Here is an 18,795-nt window from a genome sequence, read left to right on the forward strand (position 1 = left end):
AAAAGAAGGCTGGATAAACGTCCAACCTCTTTTAGACTTAAACTCCATTATTATTGTTCATCTTTACGATAAGCTTGCAATAAATGACTCTTATAATCAATTTCTTCTTGAGAAGGAACCGTCATATAGTCCCCATAAAATTGAGAAAGAAATACATCATATTCTTTTGGTGCAGGAACCATCATATCTTCAAATGGTAATTCAATTAATTCTTCAAAAGTTCCACGAGGGAATACTTCTTTTCGCCCATCTTTACCGCAACCGACAAGTCCTTCATATTGCCCATCTTCTTTACGATATTTTTTAATTAAAGCATCAATACGATTTCCAAACCAACGTGGATTTACGATTCTTAGCGCATACCACATGATTTTACGGCAAATATCTTTTAACTGACTATCGCCATATTGAACATATTGTAATTTAATATATGCAATCATACGTAAAGTTGCCATTAAGTGAGCTTTATCGATTAATTTAATATCATCATAACGTTCGATTGGAAAGACATCTACGAATACACTTGTATCATGACGATCGACTTTAATATGATCTTCTACAACCGTACGTTCATCTGTCACTACTAAGAAGTTTTGGAAATACCAATCAGAAGTTTCCTTACTTAAAATTTTGTAGTAAGGATGTTGATTTTTTTCAATTGCTTCAATGAATTTATCATATTCAGAACGGTACATAGAAATATCAATATCATCATCCCAGGGAATAAATCCTTTGTGGCGAACAGCACCTAATAATGTTCCATAACTGACAAAATACTGAATATCATTTTCCTTACAAATACGATCAATATATTTTAATATGTCTAATTGTGTTTGCTTTAATTCTTCTTTTGTTAAATACTTTGGCATCATGCTACTCCTCTTCTTTTAAATAAACTTCCAATTCATGTGGATTGGTTTGTTTTTCAATTGGAGGTAATGTTAAATAATCTCCATAATATTGTGTTAATAAACGGTCATATTCTTTTGGAATTGGTAAAATATGTCCTTCGAATTCTCCATCAATGACTTCATCGAAAATTCCGGCTTCAAATACTTCTTTTTCTTTTAATTTAGAAGCTAATAAGCATTCATATTTTCCATTCGGTTTCGTATATTGTTGAATAACATCTTCAATTTTATACGCAAATCTTCTTGGAGACACAGGAAGTAACACAGTCCAGAAAAATGTACGAATCATATCTTTTATCAAACTATCTTTGTACACAATATTTTTATGCTTACTAAATGATAATAATTTAAAACTTTCTAGTTGATAAGTTTTATCTACAGCCTTCAAATCATCAATTCGATCATAGGGGAAAATATCGATAAAAATTCCACTCTTATAAGTTTTACGATTTCTAGTATCTGTAATCACTGTTTGGTTATCCACTACTTTAATAAAATTATTATAGTAATCGGCATTATTTTCTAATAATAAAATATCATATTGAAATGAAGAAAATTCACGTTTAAAACGTTCATAATCTTTTCTTGGCATCATAATATCAATATCATCATCCCAAGGAATAAATCCTTTATGACGAATGGCACCAATTAACGTTCCATAATTAAGAAAATAATGAAGTTTTTCCTTTTTACAAAACTCATCTACTGCTAAAAGAATGGCTAATTCTCTTTGTTTAACTTCTTCTGTCGTTAATCTTTTCATATAAAAATCCTCTTTTATTCAGATATTCCTTGATGATTATAGCACAACGGTGTAAAACAATAAATACACAAGGGACTATTTGAAAAAGTTGCAGTAAAAAAATTAATTTTGGAAAATTTTTCATATATAAATGTGAAGAGAAAATTAAAGGAGGAATCACTATGAAAATCAAACCAACAAATGACCTACTCTTCAAAAAAATGATGACAACAACTGGAAAGGAATATATTCTGGAAGATTTCATCGAGGCAGTTACGGGAATGAAGCTAACAAATGTTAGACCAGCAAATCCGTATCAGATAGAATCTTATCAAAAAGAGATTGAAAATTTGAATCCAGTAATGTATAGCACAATTGTTGATGTAGCTGCTACTACAGAAGATGGCATGGAAATTATGATAGAAATGCAACTTTATCAGCATAAAGACTTTTTTGAACGTATTTTTAACTATATGGCAACCACTTATACGCAAAACTATAAAGCAGAAAGTACAAAATCAATTATTTCTATTGTTGTTACTAATTTTACAGTATTCCAAGAATTTCAAGAAGCCAGAGTAGAAATTGGATTAACCAACTTGGCTTGTCATCGAGAAATTAAAAATAAAAAACTCCAGCCTTATTGGCGAATCTATTTAGTAAACTTAACAGATAAAGCTATTCTTGAAGAAAAAAATACAGATTTATCAGAGTGGCGAGACTTTCTAAAAAATGGTACAATTAAGCCAGAATCAAGCAGAGGATTAAAAGAAGCACAGAAAATAGTGAACTTCTCAAATCTATCAGGTGAAGAACGGAGGCTTGCAGAATTAATGGAAAAATATGAAGATGTATACTATCAAGTCATGAAACACCAACTTGAAGAAGGAATAGAACAGGGGATCGAACAGGGAATTGAAATCGGACGACAACAAGGCGTAGCTCTCGGAGAACGAAAAGGGCAAGTCATGATCTGCTTCAAAATGAACTTACCAATAGAAGAAATCCAAAAACATACAGGATTGTCGATTGAAGAAATTGAAGCATTTAGAAAAGAATTAAATTAGAAATATAAACACTCCTAAAAAAGAGCCTTTCATTTTCTTTTTGAAAGGCTCTTTCACTTTATTTTCCTTTTACAATCGTTACGTCTGTATAAGCATCCACTCTAATGACACTTGCACTTGTTTCTTTTGTTTCAGGTTTTTCTGTTATTTTAGCACCATTATTTAACATAATGTCGTATTTTCCATCAAATGTTTGAGGAACATTCACTTTTACCTCCCCACTTACGGTATCTAAAAACACTTCATACGGATCTGCATTTTTCGCTAATTCAACCGTAATTTTTAATGTATCTTTTCCAAATTGAGAAGTATATAATCTAAATCCATGTTTTGAAATTGGAATATATAATCCTTCCTCATTTGATTTTGTATCTTTAATCGTATTCACAGAAGTTTTAGAGATTTTTCCAGATACAGTTACTTTTGTTTGAGGATTAGAAGTTTCTACAATCGATAATTCCACATTTTGCTCTGTTCCATAAATTTCTACTTTTTGTTTCGCATTTTCTTGTAATTCCCAAGTCTGTGTAAAATCAAAATCTGTTTTGGCATTGCTATAAGTCATATAAAATCCAAAAGCTACAATGACTAGGAAAAAAACGATAAATGGTAAAATTTTCTTCATAAGCTTTCTCCTTATTTAAATTCTCGTTCATTAAATAAATAATAACTAAAAATAATGTATAAAACACTAAAAATAATTGCAATTATAACAGATGGCGTTAAAAAGTCTCCGCTACCTGTAATAGCCTTTAATTGGTTGAAGAGTAAAAAGTGTTCCAACAATTCAGGGTCGATAACATTTGCCATTGAAAAACTCATTAAATTGTCAAATAAAATCACAATCACTACATAAATTAATTGCGCATAACTTACCTTATCTACATAGTTGAAAATGAAAACAGACAGGAACATAATGCATAAATAATAAGGATATTGATACACTGCGATATTCCACACTGTTGATAGCGAAACACTATCTGCAAAAATTCCTCTAAATACTGCTACAGATAAATATGCAACGAATAAATGTACTGTTGAATATAAAATCGTCGTCACAACTTTATAAATAAATAAGGAAAAACGACTACTAGATTTAATAATTTGTGTATTAATCGTTCTAGATACAAAGTCTTCTCCCCAAACGAATAAATCTACTGCAATGAATAATAAGGGAAGAAAAGCTGTTGAAGTCGATAAAGTGAAGATGACTCCAGTGTCCCCACTCTTTTCTCTCATTACAAATGTAAATAAGAATTCTAATAAAATACATAGTAAAAGTGAGATAGAAAAGACTTTTTCTTTTCTAATTTTATAAATATCTGCTTTAAAATTTGACATCATTGCTCTTACCTTCCTTCAACCAAATTAAAATAATATTCTTCAAAAGAAACTTGTTCTTTATAAATCTCAAAAATTTCAATCTGATTTTCTCTTAATAGATCAATAATCTGATTAATCGTAAGAGATGTATGGTTCACTTCGATTTTGTCAGACAAAAGAGTACACTGACAATCATTTGCTGTTAAAATTTCAATCGCTGTTTGGTTTGTTGCTGTTGAAACGATAATTTTATTGGCTAATGAAGATAAGATAGCTAATTTTGAGTCTTCTTGAATAACTTTTCCTTTACTCATAATGACATAATCATCTGCAATAAGATCTAATTCAGATAAAATATGACTGGAAATTAAAATCGTTATATTAAAATCATTTTTTAAAGTTGCTAGAATATCTCGAATATCTTTAATTCCTTTTGGATCTAATCCATTAATTGGTTCATCTAAAATTAATAATTTGGGTGAATCGATAATTGCCAACCCTATCGCTAATCGTTGTCTCATTCCTAAAGAAAAATCTTTGGCTTTTTTCTTTGAATCCACATCGGCTAACCCTACTAAATTTAATACTTCCTCTATTTTTTCATGAGAAGGATTTTCTCCACATAGTAATAATTGATAGTGCAAGTTATCATAAGCGGAAAGATTCAAATGAAGAGCTGGTGCTTCCACAATTGAACTTAGTTTACATCCTTTTAGTCCAACAATTTCTCCAGAGTCTTGTTTAATTAGTCCAGAAATAATACGAATTAATGTCGTTTTCCCTGCTCCATTTTCACCAATCAAGCCACAAATTCTACCTTCATAAATATTGAACGATACATTATCTAATGCATTATGTTTTGCATATCGTTTATGAATATTTTTCACTTCGATTAAAGGTTGACTCATGTATTCACCTCGTTATATTAGAAATTTAATACTATAAATGTAATACTATCACTTTTTATGAATATTACAAGAAAAAAAAGACTTTTCGAACTAGCATACTTGCTATATTCGAAAAGTCATTGATTGCCTATTTAAATCATTAGAATGAATACTTATTCGATACTATTAAAATTTATTTCATATCTTTCTTCTTGAATTTTAAACTCATCATACCTAATAAGCTCATAATACTAGCACTAATTGTATAATATAAACTAGTATCTGACATACCTGTATTTGGAAGAACTTGTTTATTTGAAACAACCTTTTCAGATTCTGTTTGATGAACTACTTCTTTTTCTTGCTTTGCTGGCAGTGGTTTTTCACTTGAAGTTTGAACTTCATTTTCAGTTTTTTTAGAAGTTTCATCAAATGTAGATTTTTTAGTTTGTTTTTCTTGTTGAGGTTTAGGCACCTCAACATATGGTTCTGGTTGTTCATTATTTAATTCAAATGCAGGTAATTCTGGCTGTACTAATGGTTCACCTTTCTTACTACTATATTCTGGTACTTCAAGAGTTAAAGGTTCACCTTTCTTACTAATATATTCTGGTACTTCTAGACGTTCTGGCGTTCCTTTATCACTAACAACTTGTAGTTTATAACTAAAAGTTACTGAATTAATTCCTTTTTCAATTACTAAACTATTTGGAATTTTTTCTGTTTGTAATAAATACATTTGACCTTTATAAGTTATTTCCTTTGGAGGAGTTGTTACAGCAACTGTAGATCCATTATCAATTTTCTCGCTAGTAATTGTAGGAGCAATTTCATTTCCTTGTTCATCCACAAATTTTTGTTGTACAACTCCTGTATCAATTAGCTTTTTATAAGTTACTAAATGGTAATTTGTAGAAATAGGTTCCATTAATTTTTTGTAATCAACATTTTTTAATATATTACTTTTAACAATAGCATTTGAAGTATTATCTAAAAGTGAAGAATAGTTTAATTTTGGATTTAAAAAATAATTTATAGTTTTTGCTACTCCACCCTCAGCAGTTTCTGTTACAGAATATCCAGTTGAATACAATTTAGAATTAGAACCAAAAAATTTCTCACCCGATTCTGCTTTTTTTAAACTTTCATCAGAAATATTTTCAGAGTTTAAAAGCTCATTGTTATAAAAAATACCATCATTAATCACTTTTATATACAATTCTTTTAAAGAAATTACCTTCCCTAATTTATCTTTATATAAATATTCTGTAGTTACATGAGGAGTACCTGAATTTGGATTTGTTGAATTATCGATATTTGTAAAAATGTAATTTGTTTCAGTTAAATTATTAGTTAAAACATCATAATATCTAGCTTGGTTTGTAAATCCAAAATTATAAGTTCTTTTTATTGAGATTGAATCTATACCAAATTTTTTACTTAAATAACTATCTTCTAATATTTTTGCATTATAAGAAATAGTTTCTCCGTTACGAACTTTAAAAATATACGCATCAGTATTTTGGATACCATTATTTGTATTAAGCTTTGCATGAATTTTTTTGGCATCATTCGTTACTCTATTTTTCCCCATATTTCGTAAAGTATCTTTAGAAGTTAAATCTATAGTATCTACATTTACAAAATAAACACCTCCTTCTTTATTTGAACTAAAGTCAGAAAATGTCTTTGATTTACCTTCATCTATCTCTGCATCTCTTGAAATTAAGTGAGTAATTAAATAATCTTTTTTTGTTTATTTTCTATAAAATATTCTTTTAATTCTTCAACTTTTTTTGCTTTTGCTTTTCTTGCTTTTTCTTCTTTTTTAGCTTCTTCTAGAGCTTTAATTTGTTCATCTACTTTTGTTTCTGCATTTTTCTTTAATGTAGCTTCTTCAGTTTCTGTTTTTGCTACTCCAACTGATTCACCTGGCTTTTCTTCAACAGTAACTCCAGATTTTTTTACTTCCTCTACTTTAGCTTTCAATTCAGCTTCCTTAACAGAAACTGTTTCTTCTCGAACAAATTTATCTTTTGTTTCATTATTTTCTTTAGGAGCAACATTTTCTGTCGAATTTGTATTAGTTTCTTCAGCTAATACAAATGTGTTACTTCCTAGACTAACAAACAAAGAAGATGCTAATATAATTCCACTGACTAGTCCTAGTTTAGTCTTTTTTAAATACCCATGTCCTTTTACTTTAGTAGCTAATTTTTTCACAGTATAATTCTCCTTTTTCACCCTAATTCCCCATAATTAGTATAATAATAATCCAATATTATCTAAATGTAAAGGCTTTTATGTTCAAAAATTAACATTCTTAGTTTAAAAGAAAAAAGACGACAAAAGTCATCTTTTTCTTTTAAATTATTTCATATATGTTCTTAAATAAATTTAATCATAAAATCTACTTTTACAAAATTTCTGTTTTCTTTTCTAATACTAGATAGTATATTTCTATTATTCTTTTCCTGCATGAGTCTTTCCTTGTGCTTTTGCTTGGGATTCACTCATTTCAACTACTTTGGCTTGATTTGTTTTTGCTGGCATATTTTTCTTGTTATACCAATATACCGTTGCTTTTCCTTCATTTGCTACATAAATTGTACGGTCATTTTTTCTTTTTGCTGTACTTTTAGTTGTTACTTGAGATTCACTCTGAGTCGTTTCTTGAGCCTCACTTGTAATAGTTGGTTCAGCTAAACCTGTTTGATAATCAAGTGTTCCATTTGGTGCACCATTATTTAAAATGACTCGAGTTGTTCCATCTTCATTCACTTCTTCAAGTGAACTATTCAATTGAATTGGAATCAATCTTCCATTGGCAGATATTCCAGCATATTGTAATTCTACTTGGCGTGGAATTAATTCTGAATCTGTATAAAGAGGAGTTACTCGGTAATCTAGCCATGCATTTTTATTTTGTTTTAACCATGCAGCTAGTTTTTCTTCATAAAATAACATTCCTGCAGGATTTTTTTCATCTGTACCTGTCATACTTCCTGTATTTAAATAAGCTGTCATAGGTGTTAAGTTTCTAAGTTCATCATTTAATCCACTAAATTGATAACCAACTAAATGACCACGATTCATGAACCAAGCTTCTTTCCCTGTATAATCAACTGGAAACTTAAAGTTATGCCATCCTACTGGATCAACATTAATTCTACTGTCTCTTTCTTCTGTTGGTTTATCATCATATCGTAATTGGATATGAGCTTGAGTTGAACGCTTATACGTATCTAATTCTCCTAATACCATTTGTTTTTCTCTTTTAAAGGGTAAAAGAGATTCTGGTAAATTATGAGATTTATCAATCTGAACGGTTGTCGTTGTTGTTTCTTCTTGGACTCCTTTTTGAGTATTCGCCGAACAAGCAGCGAATGTTAAAGAGGTCATCCATAAAAGAAAGAGTTTAAAAAAACGATTTTTCATATCATTCTCCTTTTATTCCGTCCAACGAATTGGTGTTTGTCCTTGTTGGATTAAGATGTCATTTACTCTACTAAATGGTTTACTTCCAAAGAAACCTCGATAAGCCGATAAAGGACTTGGATGCGGAGCTTTTAAAATAACATGATTCGGATTTATAATTAGTTTTTCCTTATCCTGAGCTGGTTTACCCCAAAGAATAAAAATAACTGGATGATTCAATTCATTTAAAGACTCAATCAATCGATTCGTTAATCTTTCCCAGCCTTTTCCTTTATGACTATTTGCATTTCCTTCTTCTACTGTTAAAACGGTATTTAACAATAATACTCCTTGTTTTGCCCAATGAGATAAATCTCCTTCTGTTGGAAATTCTCCTCCAATATCTTCTTGTAATTCTTTATAAATATTTTTTAGGGATGGAGGAAGTGGAGTTCCTTTTTGAACAGAAAAGCTTAATCCATGCGCTTGACCAAATCCATGATAAGGATCTTGCCCTAAAATGACGACTTTCACGGATTCAAATGGCGTAAGTTCTAGCGCATTAAAAACATTCTTTTCTTCTGGAAATACTCTAACTTCTGCTCTTCTTTTTTGAACAAAGGCTTGTAACTCCTGATAATAGTCTTTTTGCATTTCATCTGCTAAAATTTCATTCCAAGTCGTCATCATTCATCCTCTATTTTTTGATAAATTTCAAAGGTATGTGGATAAATATTTTTTTCATCCACTGTTCCATCCATACTTTTGACTTTTACAAATTTTTCCCATGGAAAATCTTGTGGAAAATAAGTATCACCATCAAATTGTTCATGAATTTTTGTGCAATAAAGTGTATTCACTTGATGTTTTAAAGAATCAAATAATACAGCTCCACCAATAATGTATATATCTTCATGTTTGGCATCTTCGATTAACATTTCAACATCCGTAATCACTTCTGCTCCATTAGCATCATAATCCTCAATATTGGAAACAACAATACTATGTCTTCTTGGTAATAATCTCTTTCCCATCCCTTCAAATGTATTGCGCCCCATTACAATCGTTTGATCTAATGTTACTTCTTTGAAAAATTTCAAATCATTTGGTAAATGCCACGGTAAAATTCCTTCTTTACCAATCACACCATTTTCATCTTGTGCCCAAATATAAATTAACATGCAATTTCCTCCTTTAGATTAAACAGCAATCGGTGCTTTAATCGTTGGATGACATTCATATCCTTCTAATACAACGTCTGCAACTTCTAAATCATATAATGATTTTTCAGGATGTTTTAACACTAATTGTGGTAACTCATACGTTTCACGACTTAATTGAAGATCCACTTGTTCTAAATGATTTAAATACAAATGCGCATCACCTAATGTATGAACAAACTCTCCAACTTCTAATCCAACTTCGTTAGCAATTAAATGCGTCAATAATGCATAACTTGCAATATTAAATGGCACACCTAAAAAGACATCTGCACTACGTTGATATAATTGACAGCTCAACTTGCCATCTGCCACATAAAATTGGAACATTGTGTGACATGGAGGTAAAGCCATACTTGGAACATCTTCTGGATTCCATGCTGATACTAATAATCTTCTTGAATCAGGAGAAGTTTTTAACATTTCAATTACTTGCGCTAATTGGTCAATCGTTTCACCTTGACTTGTTTTCCAATGTCTCCACTGTGAACCATAAATATTTCCTAATTCTCCATATTTTGCAGCAAAGTCATCCTCATTTAAAATTCTTTGGCAAAATGTTTCTAATTCTTTTTCATAGACTTCTTTAAAAACTGAATCTTGTAAACTTCTACGACCAAAATCTGTCATATCTTCTCCAGTATAATCAGCTGACTCTACATAGCGTTTAAAAGCCCACTCATCCCAAATATGATTATTATGTTGTAATAAATAACGAATATTTGTATCTCCTTTAATAAACCATAATAATTCACTTTTAATGAGTCCAAATGGAACTCTTTTAGTTGTTAAAATTGGAAATCCCTTTGATAAATCAAATCGCATTTGATATCCAAAAATACTTTTTGTCCCTGTACCAGTACGGTCTGATTTTTCGATTCCTTCTTGTTTAATTTTTTCTAATAATTCTAAATATTGTTTCATCTGATGAGCTCCCTACTGTTAAACTAACTCAGCTAAATATTCCCATCGTTCGTAGGAATTAGCTAATTCTAGTTCTAATGTTTCTAATTGTGTTTGTAATTCTTGTAATTTAGCAAAGTCTTGTGCTTGTTGATTCATTGCTTCTTGAATTTCTTCAATGGATGCTTCTAATCCAGCGATTTTCCCTTCAATTTCTTCCCATTCTTTTTTCTCATGATATGTCATCTTTTTAGCTTTTTCTGGTATGGAAGCTTTTGGGGTTTCTGTCACTTTTGGAACTTCTACTGTTTTAGTTTCTTCTACTGTTAAATCCCCTTGTTTTTCTAGAAAATCACTCATAGAGCCATAATACAATTCTGTATTTCCTTGTCCTTTAATGACAAATAATTGATCCATTGTTTTATCTAAAAAATAACGGTCGTGAGAAACTACGATGACTGCACCATTAAATTCTTCTAAATAATCTTCTAAAACGGTTAATGTATAAATATCTAAATCATTCGTCGGTTCGTCAAGTAATAAAACATTTGGTTTTGTCATTAATAGACGTAATAAATATAATCTTCTTCTTTCTCCACCTGATAATGTTCCAATTAATGCTCCATGCATATAGCGAGGAAATAAAAATGTTTCTAGTAATTCTGTAATCGAAGCTACTTCACCATTTTTTTGTCTTACTTCTTCGGCATATTCTCTTAAATATTGCACTAATTGCTTATCCATTGGAATATCTTCATCTTGTTGTTTATAGTAAGCTAAGCGAACCGTATCTCCAACAGTCATTTCTCCCTCACTAAATGGATACAAACCAGCAAGAGCATTCAGGAATGTAGATTTTCCGACTCCATTTTCTCCAACAATTCCAATTCTGGCTTGGCTTTGAATAATCCACTCTAATGAGCGAACAATTGACTTATCTCCAATTTGTAAGCTGACATCTTTTAATTGAAATACTCGTTTTCCAATTCTTGTTTGATCAAAACTAATGGCTAGAGATTCTTTAGAATCTGTTTGTTTGACTTCTTTTTCTAATTGTTCAAATCGTTGAATTCTAGCTTGTTGTTTCGTTGTTCTAGCCTTAGCTCCTTGTCTCATCCATTGTAATTCTTGTTGATATAAACGTTGCTGTTTATGAGACATTTTTTGAGCAATTTGTTCTCGTTGAGATTTTTGTTCTAAATAGGATTGATAATTTCCATCATACGCTTCAATTCTCCCTTGAGTTAATTCAAACATGTGGTCTACAACACGTTCTAAGAAATAACGATCATGGGTGACTAATAATAAAGAACCTTTGTACGAAGCTAAATATTGTTCTAAACATTGAATGGCTTGCATATCTAAATGGTTTGTCGGCTCATCTAATAATAATAAATCCGGCTCTTCCATTAAAACTTTGGCGAGACCTACTCGTTTCTTTTGTCCACCAGATAATGTAGAAATTTGTTGATGAATATCTTCAATTCCCACGTGCTGTAAAATGGATTTAATTTTCACTTCATATTGCCAGCCATCCACTTGGTTCATTTTTTGTTCCAATGCTTCAAATTGTTTTAAATATTTTTCATCTTGTGGATGCTGTTGTAATTGTTCGACACTCCATTCATAATCATGAACTAATCTCAATAATGGATTATCTGATTGATAAATAGCTTCAAATACCGTATGTTCTGGATTTAAAGAAGAATTTTGTGAAAGATACCCAATTCTAAAATCATTTGAACAAGTAATCGTACCACTCTCTGCTTCATCTATTCCGGCTAAAATATTTAATAGAGAGCTTTTTCCTGTACCATTTTGACCAATTAATCCGACATGTTCTCCTTCATTAATAATGAACGAAACATCTGCTAATAATGTTTTAGCACCATATGTTTTTTTCAAATGATCAACACGAAAATCTTTCATAATATTCTCCTTTTATGATTAAAATAAACCGATTGCTCTACCGTCTTCTAATACATCCATCTCTAATGCAGCTGGTTTCTTTGGCAATCCTGGCATCGTTAATATATTGCCCGTTAAAGCTACAACAAAACCTGCTCCTAATTTAGGAACGAGTGAGCGAACTGTTAATTCAAATCCAGTTGGTTTGCCTAATAAAGTCGCGTCATCTGAGAAAGAATATTGCGTCTTAGCAATACAAACTGGCAAATGATTCCAACCATTTTTCTCTAACTGTTTTAATTGTAATTTCGCTTCTTTTGTATATTGAACAGAACTTGCTCCATATATTTTAGTTGCAATCTCCTCTATTTGTTCTTCAATCGAACTGTTTTCTTCACAGACTGAATGAAATTGGGGTGTTGTATTTTCGAATAAGTGTAACACTTCTTTTGCTAATGCTACTCCACCATTTCCACCATTTTCCCATACAGAAGTAGAGATACAAGAAATCCCTTTTTTCTGACAAAGAGTTTGTACTAATTCCTTTTCTTGTCGGGTATCTGTTACAAATTCATTTAACGCAACAACAGCTGGTAATCCATAATGTTGTGTCATATTTTCAATATGTTTTTCTAAATTAGCAAAGCCTTTTTCTAAAGCTTCTAAATTTTCTCCTTCTGTTAATCCAGAAAGGGAAACTCCTCCATGCATTTTAAGCGAACGAATCGTAGCCACAATGACAACTACATCAGGTGCTTTTTGTAATTGAGGAACTTTAATATCTAAAAATTTCTGAGCTCCTAAATCAGCTCCAAATCCAGCTTCTGTTACAACAATTTCTCCAAGTGCTAGAGCTGCATTGGTCGCTATCACACTATTACATCCATGTGCAATATTGGCAAACGGCCCACCATGAACAATTGCAGGCGTATGTTCTAATGTTTGAACTAAATTCGGTTTTAACGCATCTTTTAATAATAATGTTAAAGCTCCTTGAACATTTAAATCTTTCACCGTAACGGGAACTTTTTCAAAAGTGTACCCAATAACAATATTTTCTAATCGTTGTTTTAAGTTATTTAAATCTGTCGCCAAACATAAAATCGCCATCATTTCACTAGCAACCGTAATATCAAATCCATCTTCACGTGGAACTCCTTGAATCGGACCTCCTAATCCTACAATGACTTGTCGCAAAGATCGATCATTTAAGTCCACTGCTCTTTTCCAAATAATTCTTCTACTATCAATTTGTAATTCATTTCCCTGATAAATATGATTATCGATGAATGCTGCTAGTGCATTAGTAGCACAAGTTAATGCATGCATATCTCCGGTAAAATGTAAATTAATTTCTTCCATTGGAACAACTTGCGCATATCCTCCACCGCAAGCTCCTCCTTTAATGCCCATTACAGGTCCTAATGAAGGCTCCCGAAGCGCAATAATAGATTTTTTACCTAATTTTGTAAAAGCATCCGCTAATCCTATCGTAACGGTTGATTTTCCTTCTCCAGCAGGAGTTGGACTCATAGCTGTCACTAATACTAATTTGCCTTTTTTCTCTTTAGAAATTCGATTAACATCAATTTTTGCTTTATATTTCCCATAAAACTCGATTTGTTCATCATTTAAGCCAATGCTTGAAGCAATTTCACGAATTGGTTTCATAACAGCTTCTTGAGCAATTTGAATATCTGATTTCATTCATACCCCTCCTTGAACTAACTATAACGTTTATATTTTCTTTTAAATGCATAATAAGTAATGGCTAATGGAACTAAGGAACCAAACCACGCTAAAGGATTAGCAGTTGTTAATCCAATATAGCCAAAAATTTTGGTTAACACTAATGCAGCAAAAACTCGCATCATTAACTCCATAATTCCTGCAATTGTTGGAATCACAGTTTTTCCTACACCTTGTAATGTATAACGATAAATAAATAATAATGACAAAATACCATAGGATGAAGAATTAGCTAAAATATAAAGTCTACCATATTCCACTACCGATTCATGTCCCACACCTACAAACATTCTCATAAAATATGGACTAAATAGAATTAATATAAATCCTACGCAAAAACTAAATGTAAGAGAAAGTTTAATACAATCTCTAACACCTTTCCAAATGCGATCATATAATTTTGCTCCATAATTTTGAGCTGAATAAGTCGCCATTGTAATTCCAAATGACATCATAGGTAAGATTCCTAATTGGTCAATCTTTTGTGCAGCTGTATAGCCAGCCACCGCTTCATGTCCTAAACGATTTAATACAATTTGCACCGTAATGGTTCCAATCGCAATAATAGAAGATTGAAATCCCATTGGAAACGAGATATTCATATGGTGGAATAAAAAATCTTTTGTAAAATAAAGTGACTCTTTTTTTATATGTAAAATTGGAATTTTCTTTTTAATATACATATAACAGCAAATGGCAGAGAATAATTGACTGACTACAGTTGCAAATCCAGAACCTCCAACACCCATATTAAAATGAACAATAAATACGTAATCTAATAATATATTTAAAATACAAGAGAGAGCTAAAAAATATAGAGGTGTATTCGCATCACCAATGGCTCGAATAATATTCGATAATAAGTTAAAAGCAATTTGAGCAAAAATTCCAGCAAAAATTACCATTAAATATTCATAAGCATAATCAATTATTTCTGGAGGAGTTTGCATTATTTCTAATATTTGACGACAAAATAGCATACTGAATATCGTTAATAATATCGTTGCTCCTACAGATATTAAAATAGAAACAAAGAAACTTCTTTTTACTCCTTGCATATCTTTAGCCCCAAACTTTTGGGCAAGAGGAATCGCTAATCCAGCTGTCATACTAATGGCAAAGCCTATAATAAAGAAAACAATACTTCCTGTTGATCCAACTGCTGCAAGTGCTTGTACGCCAATATATCTACCAACGAAATAAGTATCAGCCATATTATAAAATTGTTGAAAAACATTCCCAATTAATAATGGTAAGGTAAACCGAGAAATTAATTTCATCGGATTTCCAGATGTCATATCCTTCGCCATTTTACTCCTCTTTTCTACATACATACTCAATTATATAGTATACTAAAATATACAAAATTTTGACAGTCATACCCTTGGAAAAATGATAGGATTCTCTCATGGTAACGATAAATTTTTCTTTTTTAGACCTACAAATTATGTTACAATACAAACGAAAAGAGGCGAAGATTTATGGTTGAATTTGATAAAGAAAAAATTGCAAAAATGCAACAATATTTAGCAGAAATAACAGATCCAAACTTCCAAGGAAGTGCTACAGACAAAAGAATGGCTGTTGCAGAATTATTTAATTATTATCATTCAGATTGGCAGCAAGATGCCCTACATTTTGTCGACAAAAATCTTGAATTATTTGATGATCAACGAATGCAAGAAATTTTTAAAACGTATAACTCTGGAAGAAAGAGTCCTCAAACAGTCATCCGTCAAGAAAAAAAAAGTAAATATAAACGACCAATGAGACCGGGTGAAGATTAAATTACAATATAAAAGGTTTAAAATCCATTCATGATTTTAAGCCTTCTTTTTTATTTCATTATCGAATTCCTAATGCGATTCTTGCGTAACGAGACATTTTTTCCGGTGACCAAGCTGGGTACCATACTAATTTAACATCGATTGTTTTAATTTCTTCTATTCCTTTTAATGCACGATGAATTTCATCTGTAATTATATCAGCTAATGGACATCCCATTGTTGTTAGTGTTAAATTCACTTGGCAATGTCCTTCTTCATTTAGCTCTACTCCATAAATTAATCCTAAATTAACAATATCAATTCCTAATTCAGGGTCAATCACTGTTTCTAACGCTTCTAAAATTTTTTCCTTCATTGATTCTGGTGTTTCACTCATACGATTACTCCTCTACTAATGATTCTTTTAAAAATTCTACAGATGCTTCAATGGCTTTAAACGTAACAAAGTGTGGCACATCTGGTGTTTCAATCCATTTCACACGACCCGCATACGGTTCATCTTTAATCTTTTCGTAAAATGCACGGTTTAATGCATATGGAACTTTTTTATCTTCTAGTCCATGCCAAATTAATACTGGACGACCTGCAATTGTTTCAGGATTATCTGCTAATGATAAACTTTGTAACATTGGAATATATTTATCCATTAAATCAGGAGTTAATTCTACTGCTGGTTTGTCTTTCATCCAAGCAGAAGTAATCGACCATTTTGCAAATTCAACTGGATCTGCATTTCCCATTAAACTAACAGCAGCGTATAAAAATGGAAAATGTTTCAATAACGCATAAGTTGTCATTCCACCCATACTGAAACCAATTGCTCCGATTTTATTTTCAACTAAGTTTTCTTTTTGATATGCACCCACTAATGTTGGAAATTCTTTAACATTTTGCCCAATAATTTCCCATAATTCAAAACCATTTAATTCAGATGTTTTTCGTTCTCCATGATATAGCTGATCTGGTAAAATTGCTCGCATGCCATTTTTCGCAAGCATTGCTCCGTAGTGAATACAATTTTCCTTACTTCCAGTCCAACCGTGATAACAAACAACTGTTGGGATCATTTTATCTTTATTTTCTTCTTGAAAAATTTCTAAAATTGGAATTTGCTCAATGTTTTTTTCTTGAATAATAATCATAGCTAACCTCTTCTTTCATATTTTCTTAAAAATATGGTATACTTATAAGGTTATTGTAACTAAATTGACAAGTTGTCGTCAATCAAATCGATTATATAGATTACTATAGGAGGAAATAATGAAACCAAAATTAATTGCATTAGATTTAGATGGAACAACATTAAATGCCCAATCAGAATTTAATCCCATTACGATTCAAACTTTACATCGTTTAACAGAACTTGGACATAAAATCGCCATTGTAACTGGGCGTCCTTATCGAAGCTCAAAACATTTATATGAAGAATTAGGATTAGGTGGACCGCTAGTAAACTTCAATGGTGCCCTATGCCATATTCCAAATGACGAAAATTGGCAAGGAGAATTTCACGTAACATTAGATGAAGAAATCGTTTTTGACATGTTAGATTTTCATAAAGAATTAGAATGTGATTATTTCATGGTTGAAGGAAAGCATCATTTATATGCTACCATTGAAAATATTCCTGATTCACCTTACTATCCAAAAGATCAACAACCTATCTTATTACAAAAAGATACGCAATTACTAGAAAAGCCAACAGCTATTACCGTTTTTTCTAGTATTGAAAAACAACCTTTCATTAAAGAAAAAATTAAGCAACGTTATGGACACACGATTGATGTGCGTACTTGGGGAGGCGATATGCCTTGCCTAGAGATTGTAACTTATGGTATTGATAAGTCTACTGGAATCCAACATTTATCTCGATATTATGGAATTCCAACGGAAGATGTTTTAGCTTTTGGTGATGAAGATAATGACTTAGAAATGATTGAATTTGCTGGGCACGGTGTTGCGATGAATAATGCCATTGATAGCCTAAAAGCAATTGCTGATGATATTACCCCATTACCACATGATCAAGATGGATTAGCTCACTACTTGATGAATTATTTTAAATTGGAAGCGTAAATGAATCTATCTCTTACAAAATTCAAAAAGAAAAAAATCCCCTTTGTAAGCTAGGCCGCCAGCAGCCTCGCATAGCGCGTCTCATGGCTACGAAGAAAATTTTTTCTTTTTAAATTTTTAATTGCACCATAAAGAAATTTCGAGCCTCAAACTGATTCGCCGATAGGATTTGTCAAACTAAAAGAAATATGCAGATAGAATTATTTGCATATTTTTTATATTCTGTTATACTTTAGATACAAAAAGAGCCGAGCGGGAACTCGACTCTCTGGTAGACCGTTAAAAAGACGGTGGCTAATTAAGTGACTAAAATAACATCACTCAACTCGTCAAAGTTGTGAGCGGTGTTATTTTTTTGTCATTATTTCTATGATTTTGACAATTAATGATAACAATGCCAATAGTACCATGGCAAATGCACATATCAATGTCATTAGTTCATAACTTGACAAATCGCAACCTCCTTTCTAGTAGATTTAATCCAATGCTCATAAGCATCACCTACCTAATTAAGAGATTGCCACCGCTTTCAAACTTTCTACGCATATACTGTACCATAAACATTTCTAAAATGGAATGGCTCTATTTTTAATCCTTCGATTTATAATTTAGTTTCCTCTTTATTAGTGTTATTACCGAATCGTATACTTTTACGTTTTTATATCATAACAGTTAAGAAATTACGCTTATCTCTTATAAAATTCAAAAAGAAAAATTTTCTTTGTAGCTATAGTAAAAAAATCCATCATGTGTACTGCACCCCAAAAGTTAGACATAAAAAATCTAACTTTTGGGGTGTTTTTTT

General features: G+C 31.3%; 20 protein-coding genes. 3 read left to right on the forward strand and 17 right to left on the reverse strand.

The annotated features are described in order from the left end of the window. Positions 1–50: 50 nt before the first annotated feature. Positions 51–869, reverse strand: coding sequence for a LicD family protein (locus RYK07_RS05065; RefSeq protein ID WP_314852736.1), 819 nt, complete (start codon positions 867–869; stop codon positions 51–53). Positions 870–873: 4 nt separating this feature from the next. Continuing rightward, positions 874–1,674 carry a LicD family protein gene (locus RYK07_RS05070; RefSeq protein WP_314852710.1) on the reverse strand — a complete coding sequence of 267 codons (801 nt, stop codon included), beginning with the start codon at positions 1,672–1,674 and terminating at the stop codon, positions 874–876. 161 nt (positions 1,675–1,835) lie between these two features. Here RYK07_RS05070 and RYK07_RS05075 point away from each other — a divergent pair, with 161 nt between their 5' ends. Further along, entirely contained in the window at positions 1,836–2,720 is an 885-nt protein-coding gene (locus RYK07_RS05075; RefSeq protein ID WP_314852712.1) for an Rpn family recombination-promoting nuclease/putative transposase, read from the forward strand. A 58-nt stretch (positions 2,721–2,778) separates the two neighbouring features. Here RYK07_RS05075 and RYK07_RS05080 read toward each other — a convergent pair whose 3' ends face one another. The 12 genes from RYK07_RS05080 to RYK07_RS05135 all read right to left on the reverse strand — a co-directional run bounded on the left by RYK07_RS05080 (position 2,779) and on the right by RYK07_RS05135 (position 15,437). Further along, positions 2,779–3,345, reverse strand: a complete 567-nt coding sequence (locus RYK07_RS05080; RefSeq protein WP_314852714.1) for a hypothetical protein — start codon at positions 3,343–3,345, stop codon at positions 2,779–2,781. A gap of 11 nt (positions 3,346–3,356) precedes the next feature. Then, positions 3,357–4,064 carry a hypothetical protein gene (locus RYK07_RS05085; protein WP_314852716.1) on the reverse strand — a complete coding sequence of 236 codons (708 nt, stop codon included), beginning with the start codon at positions 4,062–4,064 and terminating at the stop codon, positions 3,357–3,359. 5 nt (positions 4,065–4,069) lie between these two features. After that, positions 4,070–4,951: an ATP-binding cassette domain-containing protein gene (locus tag RYK07_RS05090; RefSeq protein ID WP_314852717.1), complete on the reverse strand. Its 882-nt coding sequence runs from the start codon at positions 4,949–4,951 to the stop codon at positions 4,070–4,072. A gap of 172 nt (positions 4,952–5,123) precedes the next feature. Then, positions 5,124–6,524 carry an LPXTG cell wall anchor domain-containing protein gene (locus RYK07_RS05095; RefSeq protein WP_314852718.1) on the reverse strand — a complete coding sequence of 467 codons (1,401 nt, stop codon included), beginning with the start codon at positions 6,522–6,524 and terminating at the stop codon, positions 5,124–5,126. 143 nt (positions 6,525–6,667) lie between these two features. Continuing rightward, on the reverse strand, positions 6,668–7,153 hold the full coding sequence (locus tag RYK07_RS05100; RefSeq protein WP_314852720.1) for a hypothetical protein: 486 nt from the start codon (positions 7,151–7,153) through the stop codon (positions 6,668–6,670). Positions 7,154–7,393: 240 nt separating this feature from the next. Further along, positions 7,394–8,368, reverse strand: coding sequence for a DNA/RNA non-specific endonuclease (locus RYK07_RS05105; RefSeq protein ID WP_314852722.1), 975 nt, complete (start codon positions 8,366–8,368; stop codon positions 7,394–7,396). A 12-nt stretch (positions 8,369–8,380) separates the two neighbouring features. Beyond that, positions 8,381–9,037 (reverse strand): uracil-DNA glycosylase, encoded by a 657-nt coding sequence (locus RYK07_RS05110; RefSeq protein WP_314852723.1) that lies wholly within the window; start codon positions 9,035–9,037, stop codon positions 8,381–8,383. Beyond that, positions 9,034–9,528 (reverse strand): dihydrofolate reductase, encoded by a 495-nt coding sequence (locus RYK07_RS05115; RefSeq protein ID WP_314852725.1) that lies wholly within the window; start codon positions 9,526–9,528, stop codon positions 9,034–9,036. Before RYK07_RS05115 ends, RYK07_RS05110 begins: the two co-directional genes overlap by 4 nt. An 18-nt stretch (positions 9,529–9,546) precedes the next feature. Continuing rightward, a complete protein-coding gene (locus RYK07_RS05120) occupies positions 9,547–10,491 on the reverse strand; it encodes a thymidylate synthase (protein WP_314852726.1) in 945 nt (314 codons plus the stop codon). A gap of 18 nt (positions 10,492–10,509) precedes the next feature. Then, entirely contained in the window at positions 10,510–12,399 is a 1,890-nt protein-coding gene (locus RYK07_RS05125; RefSeq protein WP_314852728.1) for an ABC-F family ATP-binding cassette domain-containing protein, read from the reverse strand. An 18-nt stretch (positions 12,400–12,417) separates the two neighbouring features. Continuing rightward, positions 12,418–14,085: a formate--tetrahydrofolate ligase gene (locus RYK07_RS05130; RefSeq protein WP_314852729.1), complete on the reverse strand. Its 1,668-nt coding sequence runs from the start codon at positions 14,083–14,085 to the stop codon at positions 12,418–12,420. Between the two features lie 17 nt (positions 14,086–14,102). Beyond that, positions 14,103–15,437 (reverse strand): MATE family efflux transporter, encoded by a 1,335-nt coding sequence (locus RYK07_RS05135; RefSeq protein ID WP_314852730.1) that lies wholly within the window; start codon positions 15,435–15,437, stop codon positions 14,103–14,105. A 171-nt stretch (positions 15,438–15,608) separates the two neighbouring features. On the opposite strand from RYK07_RS05135, the gene RYK07_RS05140 reads away from it, so the two are divergent. Then, entirely contained in the window at positions 15,609–15,914 is a 306-nt protein-coding gene (locus RYK07_RS05140; protein ID WP_314852732.1) for a dTDP-glucose 4,6-dehydratase, read from the forward strand. A 58-nt stretch (positions 15,915–15,972) separates the two neighbouring features. Here the strand turns inward: RYK07_RS05140 and RYK07_RS05145 are convergent, their stop codons facing one another. Both RYK07_RS05145 and RYK07_RS05150 read right to left on the reverse strand, forming a co-directional pair. Then, on the reverse strand, positions 15,973–16,290 hold the full coding sequence (locus RYK07_RS05145; RefSeq protein ID WP_314112156.1) for a metal-sulfur cluster assembly factor: 318 nt from the start codon (positions 16,288–16,290) through the stop codon (positions 15,973–15,975). A gap of 4 nt (positions 16,291–16,294) precedes the next feature. Further along, positions 16,295–17,056 (reverse strand): alpha/beta fold hydrolase, encoded by a 762-nt coding sequence (locus RYK07_RS05150; protein ID WP_314852733.1) that lies wholly within the window; start codon positions 17,054–17,056, stop codon positions 16,295–16,297. Between the two features lie 118 nt (positions 17,057–17,174). Here RYK07_RS05150 and RYK07_RS05155 point away from each other — a divergent pair, with 118 nt between their 5' ends. Beyond that, positions 17,175–17,990 carry a Cof-type HAD-IIB family hydrolase gene (locus RYK07_RS05155; RefSeq protein ID WP_314852734.1) on the forward strand — a complete coding sequence of 272 codons (816 nt, stop codon included), beginning with the start codon at positions 17,175–17,177 and terminating at the stop codon, positions 17,988–17,990. A 347-nt stretch (positions 17,991–18,337) separates the two neighbouring features. On the opposite strand, the gene RYK07_RS08950 is transcribed toward RYK07_RS05155, so the two are convergent. After that, positions 18,338–18,442: a putative holin-like toxin gene (locus RYK07_RS08950; RefSeq protein WP_396276375.1), complete on the reverse strand. Its 105-nt coding sequence runs from the start codon at positions 18,440–18,442 to the stop codon at positions 18,338–18,340. Positions 18,443–18,795: the final 353 nt, after the last annotated feature.

Source organism: uncultured Granulicatella sp., assembly GCF_963528315.1.
In the GTDB taxonomy this organism is placed as follows: domain Bacteria; phylum Bacillota; class Bacilli; order Lactobacillales; family Aerococcaceae; genus Granulicatella.

Excerpts from the sequence above, each read along its gene's own strand:
- RYK07_RS05065 (WP_314852736.1), bottom strand. The coding sequence starts at position 869 with ATGCCAAAGTATTTAACAAAAGAAGAATTAAAGCAAACACAATTAGAC.
- RYK07_RS05070 (WP_314852710.1), bottom strand. The coding sequence starts at position 1,674 with ATGAAAAGATTAACGACAGAAGAAGTTAAACAAAGAGAATTAGCCATT.
- RYK07_RS05075 (WP_314852712.1), top strand. The coding sequence starts at position 1,836 with ATGAAAATCAAACCAACAAATGACCTACTCTTCAAAAAAATGATGACA.
- RYK07_RS05080 (WP_314852714.1), bottom strand. The coding sequence starts at position 3,345 with ATGAAGAAAATTTTACCATTTATCGTTTTTTTCCTAGTCATTGTAGCT.
- RYK07_RS05085 (WP_314852716.1), bottom strand. The coding sequence starts at position 4,064 with ATGATGTCAAATTTTAAAGCAGATATTTATAAAATTAGAAAAGAAAAA.
- RYK07_RS05090 (WP_314852717.1), bottom strand. The coding sequence starts at position 4,951 with ATGAGTCAACCTTTAATCGAAGTGAAAAATATTCATAAACGATATGCA.
- RYK07_RS05095 (WP_314852718.1), bottom strand. The coding sequence starts at position 6,524 with ATGGGGAAAAATAGAGTAACGAATGATGCCAAAAAAATTCATGCAAAG.
- RYK07_RS05105 (WP_314852722.1), bottom strand. The coding sequence starts at position 8,368 with ATGAAAAATCGTTTTTTTAAACTCTTTCTTTTATGGATGACCTCTTTA.
- RYK07_RS05110 (WP_314852723.1), bottom strand. The coding sequence starts at position 9,037 with ATGATGACGACTTGGAATGAAATTTTAGCAGATGAAATGCAAAAAGAC.
- RYK07_RS05115 (WP_314852725.1), bottom strand. The coding sequence starts at position 9,528 with ATGTTAATTTATATTTGGGCACAAGATGAAAATGGTGTGATTGGTAAA.
- RYK07_RS05120 (WP_314852726.1), bottom strand. The coding sequence starts at position 10,491 with ATGAAACAATATTTAGAATTATTAGAAAAAATTAAACAAGAAGGAATC.
- RYK07_RS05125 (WP_314852728.1), bottom strand. The coding sequence starts at position 12,399 with ATGAAAGATTTTCGTGTTGATCATTTGAAAAAAACATATGGTGCTAAA.
- RYK07_RS05130 (WP_314852729.1), bottom strand. The coding sequence starts at position 14,085 with ATGAAATCAGATATTCAAATTGCTCAAGAAGCTGTTATGAAACCAATT.
- RYK07_RS05135 (WP_314852730.1), bottom strand. The coding sequence starts at position 15,437 with ATGGCGAAGGATATGACATCTGGAAATCCGATGAAATTAATTTCTCGG.
- RYK07_RS05140 (WP_314852732.1), top strand. The coding sequence starts at position 15,609 with ATGGTTGAATTTGATAAAGAAAAAATTGCAAAAATGCAACAATATTTA.
- RYK07_RS05145 (WP_314112156.1), bottom strand. The coding sequence starts at position 16,290 with ATGAGTGAAACACCAGAATCAATGAAGGAAAAAATTTTAGAAGCGTTA.
- RYK07_RS05150 (WP_314852733.1), bottom strand. The coding sequence starts at position 17,056 with ATGATTATTATTCAAGAAAAAAACATTGAGCAAATTCCAATTTTAGAA.
- RYK07_RS05155 (WP_314852734.1), top strand. The coding sequence starts at position 17,175 with ATGAAACCAAAATTAATTGCATTAGATTTAGATGGAACAACATTAAAT.